We start from the raw sequence: 16230 nt of genomic DNA on the forward strand, positions 1-16230 counted from the left end.
CGGCGGGAAAGATCAATACCATCAGGCGTTGACGAGGCGATCCGACCCAACCCTTCATTTGACGCGGTCCGCGCATCGTGCGGAAACCATTGCGTTGATGAACAAGCCGGAGTTGGACTAGATGGACGAGAGGCCGCAGTTCCAATCAAGGCGAGACTATGCTTTTAGCTTCGGCGGAGCAGGGAGAACCGTATGATGACGATCAGTGACGACCTGGAAAAATTCAGACAAGCGAGGGCGATAGCGTTCAAACGTGGTCTTGTCGTTCGCAGGGCCGACGATCCGGACGACCCCAAACCCTACACGCTGGTCCGCCAGGCCGTGGAAACGCATCTTGCGACCATCGATGAGGTGCTGGCGGAACTCGAACGGACCAAGTAATTGTTCTGCATGTGCTCCGAACTGCGTTGGCAGATGGGGGATTTGACCTCGTGCCGGTTTCGGCGGTTCCGGGGTTAACGACTCATTAACTACTACTGAGACACCTTCGTCCCCGAGGCCGGTCTGGATTTGCCGCGAGAGGCGCCAGACACCGGCCGCGACGGGCATAAAGCGATGGATCGCGACATCGCGCCGGAAAAGACACCGGCGACCATCAGGGAACTGCAGGCTCGGGTCGCCGCTGCGTTCGGCAGGCATCCGTTGTGTCGCGACGTGCAGTTCGCCATCGTCAGCACGCCGAAGACCCGTAGCGGTGCCAACTGGACCGTCAGCATGAGCGCGATCCCGCCCGACGCGATCTGGGAGGCGTCCGAACTCATCGCCGACATCCAGAACGCCTATATTCTGGCGGCCTAATGCATGATCCGCCAAAGTGCGAGCGGTTTGGCGAAACGATCATGCGCATTTCTCAAAATTATATTTTAGAGCCTTTTCGCTTCTGATGGAATCAGAAGCGAGGCTCTATGATTTTGATTTGACGCGTTTTCTTCACGCGAACCGGTATCCACTTCGCTCGAAAACGCTATAGAGCGCGATCGAACGCAAAACCGGTATCCACTTTTGCCGACCGCGCTCTGACGGCCGACGGGTGCGGTCGAGGCTCTGCAAAAATTTGCGTGAAAAACAGCCGCAGAGCCCTCGCCTTGCATGGGCAGGCCTTAATTCGTATCGATTTGTGAGGACAATCGGCCGCCGTTCATGAGCTGAACCGGAGATCTTTTTTGACACGGACGATGACGATTTTGGCGCTTGCGTGCTGCATCGTCACCGGGGTGGCGCTGGCGGAGGTTTTCGGCCGCGGCAACGTTCTGGTCGTCCGGTTTTCTGCAGTGCCGCCCCCGCTGCCTGCGGAAGCCGAACCGGCCGCCAACCGCGCGCGCAAGGCCGACAAGCTTGCGGTCGCGACGCAGGCCGCGGTCCCTGATGCCGGCGAGGATTCGGCGTTGGCTGTACCGCTGCGGCAGGCGGTTGCGACCGACGGTCCCGTCGATGCCGAGGTTTTGCCGCCGACAGCGCCGATCGAGGAGCCGCCGCTGCCGCGTTCCCGGCCGAAGCTCGCAAACCAGCTCGTTCAGAAGAATTATTCGCTGCTTAGCGACATGCAGATCGCGGCGCTGAAAGGGCGGCTGCAACTCACGTCCGCGCAGGAGCCCTACTGGCCGGCCGCCGAAAGCGCGTTGCGCGACGTCGCCCGCAAAATCCACGAGCGGCGCGCGGTACCGGGACGGCAGGCCGCTCTCAGTCCAGGCGAGATCGAGCAGATCAAGGCCGCGGTCCGACCGTTGCTGTCGAGGCTGCGCGAGGACCAGAAGCGCGAGGCCCGCACGCTCGCGCGCATCATCGGGCTGGAGGCGGTCGCCTCGCTGATTTGAGAGGTCATGGGCACCTCGAAAGCGATAGCGCTTGGTGCCCCTGGCCGGAATCGAACCAGCACTCCTTGCGGAACTCGATTTTGAGTCGAGCGCGTCTACCAGTTCCGCCACAGGGGCATTCGCGGGCCGCGCCGAAAGAGGCGGGGACCTTGCGAAGCGGGCGGACTATAGCGGTCGTTCCCTACCGGTCAACCCGGCGCGGCAAGCTGCGTTAGCGGTCCGAGAGATGCTTGCCGCCTTGACCCGGTGATATGGGGCACGCTATGCGCAGCGCCACACATCTTGCCGTTGTCCCCGCGCACGCGGGGACAACGGCTGGAAACACCGCAGTGTGAAGGCCACCGGCTCGACAGCGGCAAGGCGCGAGGTTACGACCCATGGCGCAAGCGAAGTAGTCAGCCGGAGCCAGCCGTGAACACCGATGCCGCCGTGAAAACCTCCTCTGCGGCCCGCGGCAAAAAAACCGCCTTCGCCGCCGCGCTGGCCGTGGCCCTCATCGCTGCGGCGACGATCGCGGGCGCGTGGTTTTTCCAGCTCGTGCTGGATATCCGGCCGTGTCCGCTCTGCCTCGAGCAGCGCTACGCTTACTATCTTGCGATCCCCCTCGGCCTGCTGGTGGCGTTTGCCGCAGCGAAGGGCGCGCCGCGTTGCCTCATCATCCCGGCTCTCGCCGTTCTCGCGCTGGCCACGCTTGGCAATGCCGGGCTCGGCGCCTATCACGCCGGCATCCAATGGGGCTTCTGGCCGGGACCGACCGATTGCACCGGACCGGTGCTCGATCTCGGCAAAGCAGGCCTGCTCGACAACCTTGACAAGGTAAAGGTCGTGCGCTGCGACGAGGTGCAGTGGCGCTTCCTCGGCCTGTCGCTCGCCGGCTACAACGCAGTGATCTCGCTGCTGATGGCGGCGATTGCAGGGTGGGGCACCGCAGCCTTGGCAGGCAGGGTCAGGTAACCTTGGTCCGGTATCAACCGCTTTTGTCCGGGCTGCCGGATGGCAAGCCCGATGGTGTCGGTGGTCGGTTGACCGACCGACACTATCGGACGTGCGGGATTAGTTCGGCTTGGCTGCTTTGGCCTTGCAGTCGGAGCGGAATTTCTTGCGCGCCTTGCCGTGCAGACCCTTGGCGTCGGCTTCCTTCGAGCATTCGAGCGAAGCCGCGGTGTGTGGCTTCTGGACCTTCTTGGTGGCGGGCGCCATCTTTGAAGCCGGCGCGGGCGCCATCGTTTGTGCGAATGCCGTTCCGCCAAGCAGCAGCGATGCGGCGACGATCGCGATGACACGGGAAGACATGGTCATGGGAAGTCCCTCGGGTTGTTGAGAGCGTCACCGTCGCGGAGCCCGGCTGAACGGCGGCTGAACGGAATCGGGGCGATCTGAAACATGAGGTCGATTTTGGACCGCCGGTTCGGGCTTGCCGTTGAAACGGCGGCAGTCGCTCGAACGCGACCGGCAAAAGTGGATTCCGGTTTTGCCTCCCGACCGCGCCCTAAAATATTGAGAACGATCTATTGGCCAAACCGCTCACACTTTGGCGGATCATGCGCTAGGATATCGTCCCATCCTCGATGTCCCGGGAGGACACAGACATGACAGGTCACCTGAAACTGCTCGGCGCCCTGACGGCGTCCGGCCTGCTTGCGCTTTCGGTGTTGCCCGCCAAGGCGCTGACCGCACAGGAATGCAGCGCGAAATATAAGGCCGCGAAATCCGCTGGCACGCTCAACGGCCAGAAGTGGAATGACTTCCGCAAGAGCCAGTGCGGAGCGGGCGGCACCGCCGCAGCAACACCTGCTGCTACTCCTGCCGGTGCGCCGGCGGCACCTGCGGCCAGGTCTGCGCCGAGAACCGCGACGGCGCCCGCCGCGCCGGTCGGCAATGCGATCTTCCCGTCGGCGGTGTCGCCGAAGTATGCCAACGAGTCCGCAGGCAAGGCGCGCGAGCACACCTGTCTCGATCAATACAAGGCCAACAAGGCTACCAACACCAATGGCGGGTTGAAGTGGATCATGAAGGGCGGTGGCTACTACAGCGAATGCAACAAGCGGCTGAAGGGCGTCTGATCGACAATGCTCAAATCGCGAGACCGGATCGGCATCCCGACGACCAGGCGCCGGATGCTCGGCGCCCTCGGCCTGGGGGCGGCAATGGCGGGTCTTGGGCGCGCGCCGGCGCTTGCCGACGTCTCCGACGAGGTTCTGACCGAGGCGCGAGTGTTGCGCGATCCGGAGATTCCCCCGGCGGGCAACGAACACGGCGACGTCACCATCGTCGAGTATTTCGATTACAACTGTCCGTACTGCCGCAAGCTCGCGCCGGAACTGGCGCAGGTGGTGCACGACGACGGCAAGGTTCGGCTGGTCTTCAAGGATTGGCCGATCCTCGGGCCCGTCTCTGTCTATGCGTCGCGTCTGGCGCTGGCGTCCAAGTACCAGGGCAAGTTCGTTGCCGCGCACGAAGCCCTGATGAGCACCAGTTCACGATTGACCGAGCCCCGTGTCCGCGAGCTGCTGGCCGACGTGAAGATCGATGTCGATCGCGCGCTCAAGGACATGGCCGCCAACGCCGGCACGATCGATGCCATTCTGAAACGCAACAACGATCAGGCGTCCGCCTTCGGATTCAACGGGACGCCGGCGTTCATCATCGGAAAATTCCGCGTGCCCGGTCCGCTGACCATGGCGCAATTCGATCTGGCCATCGCGGACGCGCGCAAGGCGGCCACCGCGAAAAAGAAGTGATGCGGCGTCAGGTCGGACCCGCGGAGGCCTGCGGCGGCCACGGCCGGTCGGGACGATAGAACACCGCGATTTTCAGGCTCTCCGCGATGCGCTCGGCCTTTTCCTTAAAGGCCGCGCGGATCGTATCGTCGCACAGCTCGCGGCAGGTCTCGTCGAACAGCGCGAGCCATTGGGTGAACAACTCCGGCCTCAAGCCGGGTATCACCATGTGCTTCATCATGGGGTTGCCTTTGTAGCGGCCGGTGGTCAGCATCACCGACGACCAGAACGCGTACATCTTCTCGAGATGATGGGGCCAGTTGTCCTTGATCTTGTTGTCGAAGATCGGCCCCAGCTCGGAATCGACGCGCACCTTCGCATAGAAGGCGTCGACCAGCCTGCGGATGCCGTCCTCGGACACATGATCCATTTTTTCGAACGCGAGCGTCATGCGAAGAAAGCCATAACGATGACTCCGGCTACTGTCCAGACCAACGAGTTGACCAACATCCGGACCAGGTCGGAATAATCGTCGGGATTGTCGCCGTGGATTCCGATAGCGTTGCAAACAAGCGTTCCCGGCAGCAGAAAGGGCTTTGCAATGGTATCGCTGATCGTATGGTTCTTGGTTGTTGAGCTCATGGAGCCCTCCTTTCAAAGGACAACACCGCTATACATCCGCGGTTGTGTAAAAGCAATATTTGAAATATAGCTTTTACGTGACCGCCCTCACGGGAGACATGGCATGCGACTCACCACCTATTCGGACTACGCGTTGCGGGTACTGATGTACCTCGCGCTCAAATCCGAGGGCCTGTCGACAATCGCCGAGATCGCCGGAAGCTACGATATTTCCGAGGCTCATCTGATGAAGGTGGTTCATCAACTGGGCGTGGCCGGATACATCGAGACTGTGCGCGGCCGGGGCGGCGGATTGCGCCTCGCCAAGCCGGTCGAGGCGATCAGTCTTGCCGAGGTCATTCGCACCACCGAGCCGGATATGGCGATCGTGACCTGCTTCAAGCCGGTCAACGCGCCCTGCATGATCAATCCGAGCTGCGTGCTCAAGCGCGCGCTGGAACGGGCGCGGGAAGCGTTCATGGAGGTCCTTGAAGGATATACGCTGGCCGATCTGGTGGCGCCCCGCGCGCGTCTTGCGGGTCTGCTCGGTATTCCGCCGGGTGCGTCGCCGCAATAAAAAGCGGGACGAGACCGACTGGATCGTCACCACCGGCGTTACGCCCGGGATCGACGTGGTGAGGCCTTGTTGGCGGCGCCGTGTCAGTGGAATTGCGGCTTCTTCAGCATCCGGTCGCGATCGTTCGATGCCACCACTACGTCGAAGATGTCCCCCTCGCGATAGAGCGTCAGCGGCACGTCGACGCCTGCGGGACCCAGCGCCCATAATTTTCGGTAGAACTGGGCCTGGTCCGACACCTTTTCTCCTTTCACCGCGAGGATCACGTCGCCGGTGCGGAGTTCGGCGCGGGCCGCCGGTCCCTTCGGCGCGATTCCGACCGCGACGATCCTGTCTTCGATCTCGGTGGCGTAGATGCCGAGCCAGGGCCGGGCCGGCTTGTTGACCCGTCCGAATTTCCGCAGGTCGCCGAGCGCAGGTTTCAGCAGATCGATCGGCACGTTCATGTTGAGGTGCTCGCTCTGGCCGCCGTGCTCACGTTCGAGTTGCAGCGAGCCGATCCCGATCAGTTCGCCCGCGGCCGAAATCACGCCGGCGCCGCCCCAGTTGGGATGGGCCGGGTGGGTGAAGATGGCGTCGTCGATCAGGTATTCCCAATAGCCGGCAAATTCCTGCTTGGCGGCGATACGGCCGGCGAGCGAGCGGGTCCGGCCGCCGACGCCGCCCACCACGACCCGGTCGTTCAGTCCGGCCGCGGCCGACGAACCCAGCGGCAGCGGCTCGAGGTCGAGCTGGCCGAGCGCCTGCACCAGACCGAAGCCGCTCTCGGCGTCGATGCCGAGCGTGTCTGCCTGCACCGCGCGGCCGTCGGCGAGATGCAGCCACACGGTTTCTGCCTCGGTGATGAGGTATCCGATGGTCAGAACGAGGCCATCGTCGATCACGACGCCGTTGCCCGCGCGCTCGGCGCCGAGGGTGTCCGCGGTAAAGGCGTCGGCCGGAATGATCGAATGCAGCCCGACCACCGCGGACAGCGCGCGGTCCAGATCGAATTCGTAGTCGTCCTGGCGCGGCTGCGCCGCGGCCGGCACCTTCCATTCGGTCAATGAAGCCATGCGGATTCTCCGTTCGACGCAGCGTGCGGCCAGCCTGTCGCCGATCAGAAGCCTGCCTTATCAACGATCTTATGCGCCAAACGTTCGCGGCGAAAGCGGCATGGCGACACACAGGCGGCCTGCCGATCTTACGGATCGAGCTCGGTATCCCAATAGAGATAGTCCAGCCAGCTATCGTGCAGATAGTTCGGCGGGAACAGCCTGCCGTTGCGATGCAATTGATGCACGGTCGGCGCGAACGGCGCCTGGCGCGGGAACATCCCCGCCTGATGCGGCGTCAGGTTTCCCTTGCGCAGATTGCATGGCGAGCAGGCCGCGACGACGTTATCCCACGTGGTCTGGCCGCCCTTGCTGCGCGGGATGATGTGGTCGAAGGTAAGGTCCTCGCTCGCCGTGCAGTACTGGCACATGAACCTGTCGCGCAGGAATACGTTGAAGCGGGTGAAGGCGGGATGGGTCGACGGCTTCACGAAGGATTTCAGCGACACCACGCTCGGGAGCTGAATTTCGAATGAGGGGCTGCGCACGGCGCGGTCGTAATGTTCGACGATGTTGACGCGCTCAAGGAAGACCGCCTTGATGGCATCCTGCCACGACCAAAGGGACAGCGGATAGTAACTCAGCGGCCGGAAGTCCGCGTTCAGGACCAGCACCGGCCAGCCGCCTTGGGAGACATGCGCGTTCAAGTAGCGCCTCCAGAGCACTTTCCGGCAAAGCGGACGCCGGTTTGCCGCGGAAAATGCATCCAATAGTCATCCAATAGTTATGACCGAGCGCACCCTGGTCGCAAAGCCGGCATTTTTGCGGAGCGCCAGATCTCCATTTTCGGCCGCACCGGCTTTGAGGCGGCCTGGGCCGGCATACTACAGGCAGCGTGACGGGATTGTGAAGAGCGCAAGCCCTGCTTTTCCGTCGGGCCACGGTTGCCGGATGGTCGGAACCCTTCGCGGCCACGGTCATGAATCTTCATGTGGCCGGCTGGTTCGCGAGCTCCGACGCGGCTAAACCGCTTCAGTCTAGATTGCCCGCGCCCGATACTGTCCGGACCCGACGAATGTCAGCTGGTTTCCGTTACATTGAAGCGCCGCGACGGCTCCGCGCCTTTGTTCGCGCGCATGAGGCGAGCCTCATCCTGCTGGCCGCGCTGATCGGCGTTATTGGCGGACTGGTGGTCGCAGTCATGGGGACCGCTGTCTTAAAGCTCCACGAGGTGCTGTTCCTAATTCCGGCCGGGGAGCGTCTGTCCAGCCAGAACAATATCGATCCGCTGCGCGCCATGCTGGTGCCGGGCATCGGCGGAATGGCGCTCGGGGGCGCTTTCCTGCTGCTGCTGCGCTGGCGGCCGGCACGCGAGGTCGATCCGATCGAAGCCAACGCCCTGCACGGTGGACGGATGTCGTTCCGCGGCAGCGTTATCGTCGCGTTGCAGGCGATCTGGTCGAGCGGCGTCGGCGCATCGGTCGGCCTCGAGGCGGGTTATACCCAGCTTGCGAGCGGTCTCGGCGCTTCGATCGGGCGCGGCTTTCATTTGCGCCGCGCCGACCAGCGCATCATGGTCGGCTGCGGCGCGGCGGCCGCAATCGCGGGCGCGTTCGGTGCGCCGCTGGCCGGCGCGTTCTATGCCTTCGAGCTGGTTATCGGCGGCTACACGCCTGCGAGCCTGACGCCGGTGGGCGTCGCGGCCGTGGTCGGCTATCTCGTCGCGCACGGGTTCCTGCCGTTGTCGCTCGGGGTCACGGTCGGGCCGTTTGGCGTGATTTTTGGCCACGATCTCGCTATCGCCGCGCTGCTCGGCCTGTTCGCGGCTCTGGTTGGCATCGGCATCATGCGCGGGGTCGCGTTGTGCGAGGCGGCGTTGACGAGCATCGGGATCGGGCCGCCGCTGAGGCTGGCGGTCGGCGGGCTCGGCGTCGGGTTGCTGGCGCTGGTGACGCCGCAGGTGATGTCGTCAGGGCATGGCGCGCTGTTCTACTCGGGGTTGGTGACGATGAGCGTCGGCACGATGGCCGCGGTGTTCCTGCTGAAATCGCTGGCGTCGATCATCTCGCTCGGCAGCGGCTTCCGCGGCGGCCTGTTCTTTGCCACGCTCTTTCTCGGCGCGCTCGGCGGGCGGTTGTTCGCCGCCGGGTTCGAAGGGGCGTGGCCGGGTCTCGATCTCAATCCGGATGTCTACGCGGTGATCGGAATGAGCGCGCTGTCGGCGTCCGTGATCGGCGGTCCGCTGACGATGTCGTTCATCGCCCTGGAATCGACAGGCAACCTCTGGCTGACCTCGGCGGTGCTGATCGCGGTTATCATCTCGACCCAGATCACCCGGGAACTGTTCGGCTATTCCTTCGCGACCTGGCGGATGCATCTGCGCGGCGAAACGATACGCAGCGCCGCCGACGTCGGGTGGATCCGTGATCTCACGGTGAAGACCCTGATGCGTCCCGAGACGGTGACCGTCGATGCAACGATGTCGATGGAGGAGTTTCGCGAAAAGTTTCCGCTCGGCTCGAAAACCCAGGTGATCGCGGTGGATGCCGACGGTCACTATGCCGGTCTGGTGCTGGTCGCCGACGCGTATACGCCGGAAATCCGGGAGGTCGTTTGTCTCGAAAGCATCCTGCACTACAAGGACGCGGTCCTGCGTCCTGCGATGAACATCCAAGAGGCGGTCGCCGTGTTCGATGCAGCCGAAGCCGAGACGCTGGCGGTGGTCGAGGCCGATGGCGACAAACGCCCGGTAGGAGTTCTCACCGAGGCCCACGCCATGCGGCGTTATGCGGAAGAATCCGAGCGCTGCCGCCGCGAGGCCTTAGGTGAGATGTGAGGCCGATGCCGCCGGTCTCCGATTGAATACCTCATCGCGCGGCAAGCTGTCGTCGCTTCCGCACGATGCCATGCGGTTCGTCAGGCGCCCGCCGCTCCCATCCGGCGGGTTTTTCCGCCTTCTCAAGTGTCCGCGAAAGCGGCCGGGCCGTCAGCCTCAGTCGGACAGCTTGGCGAGGGCCTGGCTGAGTTCGTGAATGGCGTAGGGTTTTCGGAGAACGTGAAAATCCGTCTGGCCTCCGGCGAGAGCCTCGCTGTAACCGGTGGTCAGCAACACCGGCAAATGCGGATGGGTCGCGCGAAGCGCCTTGGCCAGACCGAGGCCGTCCATTTTTCCCGGTATCACGATGTCGCTGAAGACGAGATCGACGCTATTGCGTTCGATCTCCAGCAACGCCGCCTCGGCATTGTTGGAGATTCGCACGCGATAGCCGAGCTGTTCAAGCAATCCGGCGCTCGCATTTGCCACATCCGGATTGTCCTCGACGAGCAGGACGGTGCCGCTTGCGTCGCGGTGGCTCTGCCCGTTGCCCTTGGCACCCGGCGTTTCGGTCGGCGGAAGATAGATCGTAACCACGGTGCCGCGGCCAAGCTCGCTGTTGATGCCGACATGGCCGCCGGCTTGATGAGCGAAACCATGCACCTGCGACAGTCCGAGACCTGTTCCCTTCCCGACAGATTTCGTCGTGAAGAACGGATCGAATACCCTGGCCAGGATGTCCGCCGGGATACCTTGTCCGGTATCCTCGACTGAAATCGCAAGATAGCGTTCTTCGGCCTCGTCCTGTGGGGCTATGTTTCGCGCCCGCACGACGACGTGTCCGCCGTCTGTCATGGCGTCGCGTGCGTTGATGACCAGATTGAGCAGCGCCGTTTCGAATTCGGCGGCGTCGATCGTGACGTGCCACAAGTCGTCAGGCGTGTCGATATGCAGGGCGATGGTGTTGCCGAGGCCGCTATCGAGAACGTCGGCGATCGATCGAATGCGATCCGCGACGGCGGTCGGCAGCGGGTTGACGCTCTGCCGCCGGGAGAATGTCAGGAGTTGCCGGGTGAGCGCGCCTCCGCGTTGGGTCGCGGTCTCGATGGCGTGAACTGCCCGCAGGGCCCTCGGGTCGTTCTCGACGATTGTTTTCAGGGTCTGGATGTTTCCGCTGACAATCATCAGTAGATTGTTGAAGTCGTGAGCGACTCCGCCGGTGAGCTGGCCGAGTGCGTCCATCTTCTGCGATTCCGCGAGCTGCCGTTGCACGCGCTCGAGTTTTTGCTGGGCCTCGTGGCGCTCCGTGATGTCCCGCGCGATCTTTGTGAAGCCGATGAGGTTTCCGGAGTCGTCGCGGATGGCGTCGATGACGACGCTGGCCCAGAAGAACGATCCGTCCTTGCGAACCCGCCAGCCTTCCTCATCGTAATGCCCGGTGTCGCTGGCAATCTGCAATGCGCGGGCCGGGCGCCCCGCAGCGCGGTCCGCGTCGGTATAAAACCGCGAAAAATGCTGGCCGATGATTTCGTCTGGGCGATAGCCCTTGATGCGTTCCGCGCCTGCATTCCAGTTGGTGATGATCCCCGTGGGGTCCATCATGTAGATCGCGTAGTCGATGACACCTTCGACGAGAAGCCGGAACCGGTGTTCGCTGTCGAACAGGTCTTTGGCGTTTTTGTCGTCGTTTTTTGACGTGTCCGGCATTTAAGCCTCGCAGTCCTCGCGGAGGATAACGACCTCGCAATCGATGTGTTCCAGCCGATCAAGGCCCCGGCCTGAACGGATAGCGTGGCCTTGCGGGCCTTGATCCTCGCCTGAAAATCATGCGCTTCGGCACGCTGCGCTGCCGCCTGTGAGGCCCGGCAAGTCCGTTCACTTCGGCCCGGCGATCACGCCTTCGCGGTTCTTGATGACCTTGTAATAGGCCCACCACAGATGCGCGGCCGCTCCGCGCAGCGGACGCCATGGCTCCGCCAGTGGAGCCATCTGTTTTGGCGTGGGTCGCGTCGTCAGCCCGAGGCCGACCTTGATCGCCTCCTGAAGCGCGACATCGCCCGCGGGCCAGGCATCGCCGTGGCCCAGACAAAACAGCAGGTAGACGTCGGCGGTCCACGGTCCGATGCCGCGATGCCGGACCAGCGTCGCATGGGCGGCGTCGGCATCTTCCTCGGCGAGCACGTCGAGATTGAGCCGCCCCGCCGCGATCTCGCGCGCGAGCAGTTTCAGCGTGGCGATCTTTGCCGCCGACAATCCCAGCCGGCCGAGCCGGTCGGCGCGCGCTTTGCCGATCGCATCATGATGGAAGGGCACGAAGGCGGTACTGAGCCGTCCCCAGATCGCGCCAGCGCTCGCGGTCGACAGTTGCTGGCCGCAGACGATCGCGGCGAGCCCTTCGAAGCCCGGCTCGCGCTGCCGCAGAGCGGGAAGCCCGGTGCGATCCAGGATCGGCTTTAGCCGCGGATCCTGCTTCACCAGCGCGTTGACGGCCTCGTCGAGATCGGATTGGGTTTTCAGGTGGACGGTCATTCGTTAGTAGTTCTGCGTCACGGCCCGGTTATGCAAGCAAAGATCGATGCCGCCACCCGTTTTCCGTTTTGCGCCGTCACCGAACGGCTTTCTCCATCTCGGGCACGCCTATTCGGCGTTGCTGAATTTGGAGTCCGCGCGAGAGGGCGGCGGACGCTTTCTGCTGCGGATCGAGGATATCGATGCGACCCGGTGCCGCCCCGAATTCGAGGCGGCGATCTACGAAGACCTCGGCTGGCTCGGGATTGCGTGGGAGACGCCGGTGCGGCGGCAGTCGGACCATTTTGCCGATTACCGCGCGGCGCTCGACCGGCTGGCCGCGCTGGGGTTGCTCTATCCGAGTTTCGAGAGCCGCGCCGAGATCGCGGCGTTGGTGAAGGCGCGCGAGGCGGATGGTGTCTGGCCGCGCGATCCTGACGGCGCGCCGCTCTATCCCGGCACGGCAAAATCGCTTTCCGCCACCGAGCGCGAACGGCGGCTGCGATCCGGCGCGGCTTACGCGCTGCGGCTCGATATGGACGCCGCGCGCCGGCTTGCCGGCGGTCTCGCGTGGACCGAGCGGGGCTGCGGCCCCGACGGGGAAACCGGCGACATCGTCGCGCGGCCGGAAGCCTGGGGCGACGTCGTCCTCGCGCGCAAGGACACGCCGACCAGCTATCATTTGTCGGCGGTGATCGACGATGCCCTGCAGGGCGTCACCGATGTAGTGCGCGGGCAGGACCTGTTCTGGTCGACCGCCGTGCACAGGCTGCTGCAAAAAATCCTCGACCTGCCTCAACCCCTCTATCGTCACCACGATCTGATCCGCGATGGCGCCGGGGCGAAGCTGTCCAAGTCGTCCGAGGCGACCGGCTTGCGGCAATTGCGCGCCCGCGGGGTGACGGCCGGGGAGGTCAGGAGGCTGACCGGCCTGCCCTGAAATTGCCGCAACGCCGTAATGGTTACCTTGGATTCAAAACCGCCTCCCGCGTGACTCCCGCGCCCGGGCCGTGGCATGCTGGCGCGGGCTGGGGGAAGGACATCATGGCGCCGACATCGCGCGCGTTGCGCAAGTCTAAAAGGCGACCGGCAAAAAAGCGCAGTTCGAAGAAGGCCGCGAAGTCGGCGAAGACCAGGCGAGCGTCTGCGCAATCGTCGTCCGGCATTGTCGAGACCGCGCTGGCGGCATTCGCGCACGAGGTACGCACGCCGCTCACCGGAATTCTCGCCATCAGCGATCTGCTCGCCACCTCCGATCTCGGTGAGCGCGAGCGGCGCTGGGTCGAGACCATCAAGGCCGGCGCCGACCATCTCGCCAGTCTGGCGACGCTATTCGTCGATGCGGCGAGAAGTCGTCAATCCGCGCCCGGCGGGCGGCAGGATTTCTTCGATTTGCGCGCGCTGGCGCGCAACGCCGGCGATTCGCTCGCCGGCCGTGCGACGGCCAAGGGCCTGCGCTCGGCAGTCGAAATTTCCGACAGGCTGCCGGTGTTCGTGACCGGCGATCCCGTTCGCCTGCGCGCGGCGCTGGAGAATTTGATCGACAATGCCGTCAAGTTCACCGAGCAGGGCGATGTCGTGCTCAAGGCCACGGCGTCGCGGCGGCCGAAGGGAAAAATCTGCGTGACGTTCGTGGTATCCGATAGCGGCATCGGCCTGTCGCTCGCCGAGATCAGACGGCTGTTCCGGCCGTTCTCGCAGGCCAACGTCTCGATTGCATCGCGCTTCGGCGGCGCTGGCCTCGGGCTGTCCTCGGTGAAGCAACTGGCGCGCGCGATGGGCGGGGACGTCACAGTGACACAGCGGCGCGGCGGCGGCACCACGTTCACGTTCACCGTTCTGCTGGCGCCGGCCGAGGGGCCGAGGACGATCCAGTCCGGCGACGCCCCCGATGCGTCATCGGATTTTTCGGGCGGACTGCGGGTTCTCAGCGTCGAGGACAATCCGTTCGGCCGCGTCGTGCTCAACACCATTCTCACCGAACTCGGCCATCAGGCCGAGTTCGTCGGACGAGGCGAGGATGCCGTCAAGCGCATCGCGCAAGGGGGCTTCGATGTGGTGCTGATGGATATGGTGCTGCCTGGCATCAGCGGGATCGAGGCGATCGGGCGTATCCGGGCCCTCGATCCGCCGGCCGGGCGGATCGCGATTATCGGCGTCTCCGGCAGAAGCGACGACGAGGCGGTATCGCGCGCGGCCGGCGGCGATGCGTTTTTGGTCAAGCCTGTTTCTCCGCGGGCTCTAGCGACTGCGCTGCTTGAAGCGAAACGCCGCGCGGCAGCCGCGACTTGATGATGGCCGCGTTCAATTCGCCGCCGAACACGAAGATCGCGGCGATGAAGTACAGAAACACCAGCGCAATGACGACCGAGGCCAGACCCGCATACATCGTGACGTAGTTGTTGGCGAAGCGCGCAAGATAAAGGCCGAAGCCAATGCCCGAGGCCAGCGACGCCAGCACGGTGAAGATGATGCCGGGGATGATCTGGAGGAAGGATCGCCGGCCTGCCGGCAGCCACGCGTGCAGGATCACGAGCGCGATGAACATCGCAAGGACGGTGATGCCGTAGCGGGCGATGTTGAGCAGGCTTTCATTCGATTCGACAATCAGCGGGACGTAGCGCTTCGCGGCGGCGATGATCAGCGGACCGAGCACGATCAGGAACGCCATCGCCAGCGCCGTCACCGCGGCAATCAGCGTGTAGCCGATCGATTCCAGCCGCAGCCAGTACCAGCGGCGCGGCTCGATTACCGCATAGGCGCGATTGAGCGCCACCCTCAGGCTTTCGACGCCGTTCGACGCGAAGTAGACCGCGAACACGGCGCCGACGGTCAGCGCATCGCCGCGCGTCGTCGTCAGCACGTCATGGATTTCGCCGGACAACGCATTGGCGACCTGATCCGGCCAGATCTGGAGCATCAGTTCGGCCGCCTGGTCGGCAAGCTCCTTGGACCCCAGGAAGCCCGCCAGCGATGTCAGGACGATAAGAAACGGGAACAGCGCCATCAGTGCGGATAGCGCGATATGGCTTGCGATCGCCCAGCCATCGTCGGCAAGGAACGTGTAGAAGGCGTCCGTTCCGATCTTGTAGACGTAGCGGATATGTCTCACGTTTCACCCTGGTCCAGGCCGAATGGCGGCTTCGCCGGCGCCGTTTACTATCTGATATCAATACATAAAAGGCCAAATTGTTGCGCAAGGCTGAATCTCGTTGCAAGCAATGGCGCAGCCGCGGCTGTGGTGATATATAAAAAAAATGACAGTATTCCTGAGCACGATTTTGATTCCGATCGCGGTGGCCTCGGTCGCTGCCGTGTTGCTGATGGGCCTGATCAACATGATGCGCGGCGGTAATCCCAACCGCTCGCAGAACCTGATGCGATGGCGGATCTTTCTGCAGTTCGTTGCGATCGTCATCACCATGGTGACGATCTGGATGATGGGGCGGTCTTGATGATGGGGCAATGACGGATTGATGGACCGGCACCGGGGGACCGATGGTCGTTCTCAACCGAATCTACACGCGTACCGGCGACGACGGCACCACCGCGCTCGGCACCGGTGAGCGCCGCCCGAAATACGACCTCCGTGTCGGCGCCTACGGAACCGTCGATGAGACCAACGCCGCAATCGGCGTGGTCCGGCTGCATCTTTCCAGTGCGCCCGATCTCGATGGGATGCTGAGCTGCATCCAGAACGATCTGTTCGATCTCGGCGCCGACCTGGCGGTGCCCCAGCGCGAGGGCAAAGCCGAACGGCTGCGCATGGTGTCCGGCCAGGTGCTGCGCCTGGAGAATGATATCGACAAACTCAATGCCGGGCTTGCCGAACTGACATCGTTCGTGCTGCCGGGAGGGACGCCTGCCGCCGCATATCTGCATCTGGCGCGAACCATTTGCCGCCGCGCGGAACGCATGATGGTGGAACTCGCCGCGCAACCCGGCGAGCCGGTCAACGCTGCCGCGGTCCAGTATATGAACCGGTTGTCGGATTTCCTGTTTGTGGCCAGCCGCTTCATGAACGACAAGGGCGCGGGCGATGTCCTCTGGGTGCCAGGTCAAAACAGATGACGGCGAAACCGATAGCTTCCTGGCTTGGCCAGGACCGTGAGGGACCGCGATTTTTGACCGTCGCGCGTTG

At 63.8% G+C, this 16230-nt stretch carries 20 protein-coding genes and 1 tRNA gene; 12 read left to right on the plus strand and 9 right to left on the minus strand.

The genetic code is table 11. The annotated features are described in order from the left end of the window. Positions 1-192: 192 nt before the first annotated feature. From V4R08_RS13330 to V4R08_RS13340, 3 genes are all read left to right on the plus strand, one after another. Entirely contained in the window at positions 193-381 is a 189-nt protein-coding gene (locus V4R08_RS13330) for a hypothetical protein (protein WP_335579791.1), read from the plus strand. A 174-nt stretch (positions 382-555) separates the two neighbouring features. Then, the gene (locus V4R08_RS13335) at positions 556-798 is read left to right on the plus strand and encodes a hypothetical protein (protein ID WP_335579792.1); all 243 of its coding nucleotides are present in this window, start codon (positions 556-558) and stop codon (positions 796-798) included. Positions 799-1175: 377 nt separating this feature from the next. Then, positions 1176-1814: a hypothetical protein gene (locus V4R08_RS13340; RefSeq protein WP_335579793.1), complete on the plus strand. Its 639-nt coding sequence runs from the start codon at positions 1176-1178 to the stop codon at positions 1812-1814. Between the two features lie 32 nt (positions 1815-1846). On the opposite strand, the gene V4R08_RS13345 is transcribed toward V4R08_RS13340, so the two are convergent. Continuing rightward, a tRNA-Leu gene (locus V4R08_RS13345) sits at positions 1847-1931 on the minus strand. A gap of 294 nt (positions 1932-2225) precedes the next feature. Here V4R08_RS13345 and V4R08_RS13350 point away from each other — a divergent pair. Continuing rightward, positions 2226-2768 carry a disulfide bond formation protein B gene (locus tag V4R08_RS13350; RefSeq protein WP_442935663.1) on the plus strand — a complete coding sequence of 181 codons (543 nt, stop codon included), beginning with the start codon at positions 2226-2228 and terminating at the stop codon, positions 2766-2768. Between the two features lie 99 nt (positions 2769-2867). On the opposite strand, the gene V4R08_RS13355 is transcribed toward V4R08_RS13350, so the two are convergent. Next, positions 2868-3113, minus strand: a complete 246-nt coding sequence (locus V4R08_RS13355) for a PsiF family protein (protein ID WP_335579794.1) — start codon at positions 3111-3113, stop codon at positions 2868-2870. A gap of 290 nt (positions 3114-3403) precedes the next feature. Here V4R08_RS13355 and V4R08_RS13360 point away from each other — a divergent pair, with 290 nt between their 5' ends. Then, positions 3404-3877, plus strand: a complete 474-nt coding sequence (locus tag V4R08_RS13360) for a hypothetical protein (protein WP_335579795.1) — start codon at positions 3404-3406, stop codon at positions 3875-3877. 6 nt (positions 3878-3883) lie between these two features. After that, on the plus strand, positions 3884-4555 hold the full coding sequence (locus V4R08_RS13365; RefSeq protein ID WP_335579796.1) for a DsbA family protein: 672 nt from the start codon (positions 3884-3886) through the stop codon (positions 4553-4555). Between the two features lie 7 nt (positions 4556-4562). Here V4R08_RS13365 and V4R08_RS13370 read toward each other — a convergent pair whose 3' ends face one another. Then, positions 4563-4985 carry a group III truncated hemoglobin gene (locus tag V4R08_RS13370; protein ID WP_335579797.1) on the minus strand — a complete coding sequence of 141 codons (423 nt, stop codon included), beginning with the start codon at positions 4983-4985 and terminating at the stop codon, positions 4563-4565. Further along, positions 4982-5176, minus strand: coding sequence for a hypothetical protein (locus V4R08_RS13375; RefSeq protein ID WP_335579798.1), 195 nt, complete (start codon positions 5174-5176; stop codon positions 4982-4984). Before V4R08_RS13375 ends, V4R08_RS13370 begins: the two co-directional genes overlap by 4 nt. A gap of 103 nt (positions 5177-5279) precedes the next feature. On the opposite strand from V4R08_RS13375, the gene V4R08_RS13380 reads away from it, so the two are divergent. Next, entirely contained in the window at positions 5280-5732 is a 453-nt protein-coding gene (locus V4R08_RS13380; RefSeq protein WP_335579800.1) for an RrF2 family transcriptional regulator, read from the plus strand. 83 nt (positions 5733-5815) lie between these two features. Here the strand turns inward: V4R08_RS13380 and V4R08_RS13385 are convergent, their stop codons facing one another. Both V4R08_RS13385 and V4R08_RS13390 read right to left on the minus strand, forming a co-directional pair. Then, the gene (locus V4R08_RS13385) at positions 5816-6787 is read right to left on the minus strand and encodes a S1C family serine protease (protein ID WP_335579801.1); all 972 of its coding nucleotides are present in this window, start codon (positions 6785-6787) and stop codon (positions 5816-5818) included. A gap of 128 nt (positions 6788-6915) precedes the next feature. Beyond that, positions 6916-7473: an HNH endonuclease gene (locus V4R08_RS13390; protein ID WP_335579802.1), complete on the minus strand. Its 558-nt coding sequence runs from the start codon at positions 7471-7473 to the stop codon at positions 6916-6918. Positions 7474-7841: 368 nt separating this feature from the next. Between V4R08_RS13390 and V4R08_RS13395 the strand changes: the two genes are divergently transcribed. Then, entirely contained in the window at positions 7842-9602 is a 1761-nt protein-coding gene (locus tag V4R08_RS13395) for a chloride channel protein (RefSeq protein ID WP_335579803.1), read from the plus strand. Positions 9603-9758: 156 nt separating this feature from the next. Here V4R08_RS13395 and V4R08_RS13400 read toward each other — a convergent pair whose 3' ends face one another. Beyond that, positions 9759-11288, minus strand: a complete 1530-nt coding sequence (locus tag V4R08_RS13400) for a PAS domain-containing hybrid sensor histidine kinase/response regulator family protein (protein WP_335579804.1) — start codon at positions 11286-11288, stop codon at positions 9759-9761. A gap of 168 nt (positions 11289-11456) precedes the next feature. After that, positions 11457-12110 carry a DNA-3-methyladenine glycosylase family protein gene (locus V4R08_RS13405; protein ID WP_335579805.1) on the minus strand — a complete coding sequence of 218 codons (654 nt, stop codon included), beginning with the start codon at positions 12108-12110 and terminating at the stop codon, positions 11457-11459. A gap of 46 nt (positions 12111-12156) precedes the next feature. Between V4R08_RS13405 and gluQRS the strand changes: the two genes are divergently transcribed. Both gluQRS and V4R08_RS13415 read left to right on the plus strand, forming a co-directional pair. Further along, positions 12157-13029 carry a tRNA glutamyl-Q(34) synthetase GluQRS gene (gene gluQRS / locus V4R08_RS13410; protein ID WP_335579806.1) on the plus strand — a complete coding sequence of 291 codons (873 nt, stop codon included), beginning with the start codon at positions 12157-12159 and terminating at the stop codon, positions 13027-13029. 104 nt (positions 13030-13133) lie between these two features. Further along, entirely contained in the window at positions 13134-14381 is a 1248-nt protein-coding gene (locus V4R08_RS13415; RefSeq protein ID WP_335579808.1) for an ATP-binding protein, read from the plus strand. Here V4R08_RS13415 and V4R08_RS13420 read toward each other — a convergent pair. After that, positions 14308-15201: a YihY/virulence factor BrkB family protein gene (locus V4R08_RS13420; protein ID WP_335579809.1), complete on the minus strand. Its 894-nt coding sequence runs from the start codon at positions 15199-15201 to the stop codon at positions 14308-14310. The two genes, V4R08_RS13415 and V4R08_RS13420, sit on opposite strands and share 74 nt — an antisense overlap. A gap of 145 nt (positions 15202-15346) precedes the next feature. On the opposite strand from V4R08_RS13420, the gene V4R08_RS13425 reads away from it, so the two are divergent. Both V4R08_RS13425 and V4R08_RS13430 read left to right on the plus strand, forming a co-directional pair. Beyond that, positions 15347-15544: a twin transmembrane helix small protein gene (locus V4R08_RS13425; protein ID WP_335579810.1), complete on the plus strand. Its 198-nt coding sequence runs from the start codon at positions 15347-15349 to the stop codon at positions 15542-15544. Positions 15545-15587: 43 nt separating this feature from the next. Beyond that, entirely contained in the window at positions 15588-16160 is a 573-nt protein-coding gene (locus V4R08_RS13430) for a cob(I)yrinic acid a,c-diamide adenosyltransferase (protein ID WP_335579811.1), read from the plus strand. Positions 16161-16230 lie beyond the last annotated feature (70 nt).

Source organism: Nitrobacter sp. NHB1, assembly GCF_036964665.1.
Lineage (GTDB): Bacteria > Pseudomonadota > Alphaproteobacteria > Rhizobiales > Xanthobacteraceae > Nitrobacter.

What these genes read in the sequence shown, in the direction of transcription:
- V4R08_RS13360 (WP_335579795.1), top strand. Translation starts at nt 3,404, where the DNA reads ATGACAGGTCACCTGAAACTGCTCGGCGCCCTGACGGCGTCCGGCCTG.
- gluQRS (WP_335579806.1), top strand. Translation starts at nt 12,157, where the DNA reads ATGCCGCCACCCGTTTTCCGTTTTGCGCCGTCACCGAACGGCTTTCTC.
- V4R08_RS13415 (WP_335579808.1), top strand. Translation starts at nt 13,134, where the DNA reads ATGGCGCCGACATCGCGCGCGTTGCGCAAGTCTAAAAGGCGACCGGCA.
- V4R08_RS13330 (WP_335579791.1), top strand. Translation starts at nt 193, where the DNA reads ATGATGACGATCAGTGACGACCTGGAAAAATTCAGACAAGCGAGGGCG.
- V4R08_RS13370 (WP_335579797.1), bottom strand. Translation starts at nt 4,985, where the DNA reads ATGACGCTCGCGTTCGAAAAAATGGATCATGTGTCCGAGGACGGCATC.
- V4R08_RS13375 (WP_335579798.1), bottom strand. Translation starts at nt 5,176, where the DNA reads ATGAGCTCAACAACCAAGAACCATACGATCAGCGATACCATTGCAAAG.
- V4R08_RS13335 (WP_335579792.1), top strand. Translation starts at nt 556, where the DNA reads ATGGATCGCGACATCGCGCCGGAAAAGACACCGGCGACCATCAGGGAA.
- V4R08_RS13380 (WP_335579800.1), top strand. Translation starts at nt 5,280, where the DNA reads ATGCGACTCACCACCTATTCGGACTACGCGTTGCGGGTACTGATGTAC.
- V4R08_RS13395 (WP_335579803.1), top strand. Translation starts at nt 7,842, where the DNA reads ATGTCAGCTGGTTTCCGTTACATTGAAGCGCCGCGACGGCTCCGCGCC.
- V4R08_RS13400 (WP_335579804.1), bottom strand. Translation starts at nt 11,288, where the DNA reads ATGCCGGACACGTCAAAAAACGACGACAAAAACGCCAAAGACCTGTTC.
- V4R08_RS13355 (WP_335579794.1), bottom strand. Translation starts at nt 3,113, where the DNA reads ATGACCATGTCTTCCCGTGTCATCGCGATCGTCGCCGCATCGCTGCTG.
- V4R08_RS13425 (WP_335579810.1), top strand. Translation starts at nt 15,347, where the DNA reads ATGACAGTATTCCTGAGCACGATTTTGATTCCGATCGCGGTGGCCTCG.
- V4R08_RS13340 (WP_335579793.1), top strand. Translation starts at nt 1,176, where the DNA reads ATGACGATTTTGGCGCTTGCGTGCTGCATCGTCACCGGGGTGGCGCTG.
- V4R08_RS13430 (WP_335579811.1), top strand. Translation starts at nt 15,588, where the DNA reads ATGGTCGTTCTCAACCGAATCTACACGCGTACCGGCGACGACGGCACC.
- V4R08_RS13385 (WP_335579801.1), bottom strand. Translation starts at nt 6,787, where the DNA reads ATGGCTTCATTGACCGAATGGAAGGTGCCGGCCGCGGCGCAGCCGCGC.
- V4R08_RS13405 (WP_335579805.1), bottom strand. Translation starts at nt 12,110, where the DNA reads ATGACCGTCCACCTGAAAACCCAATCCGATCTCGACGAGGCCGTCAAC.
- V4R08_RS13365 (WP_335579796.1), top strand. Translation starts at nt 3,884, where the DNA reads ATGCTCAAATCGCGAGACCGGATCGGCATCCCGACGACCAGGCGCCGG.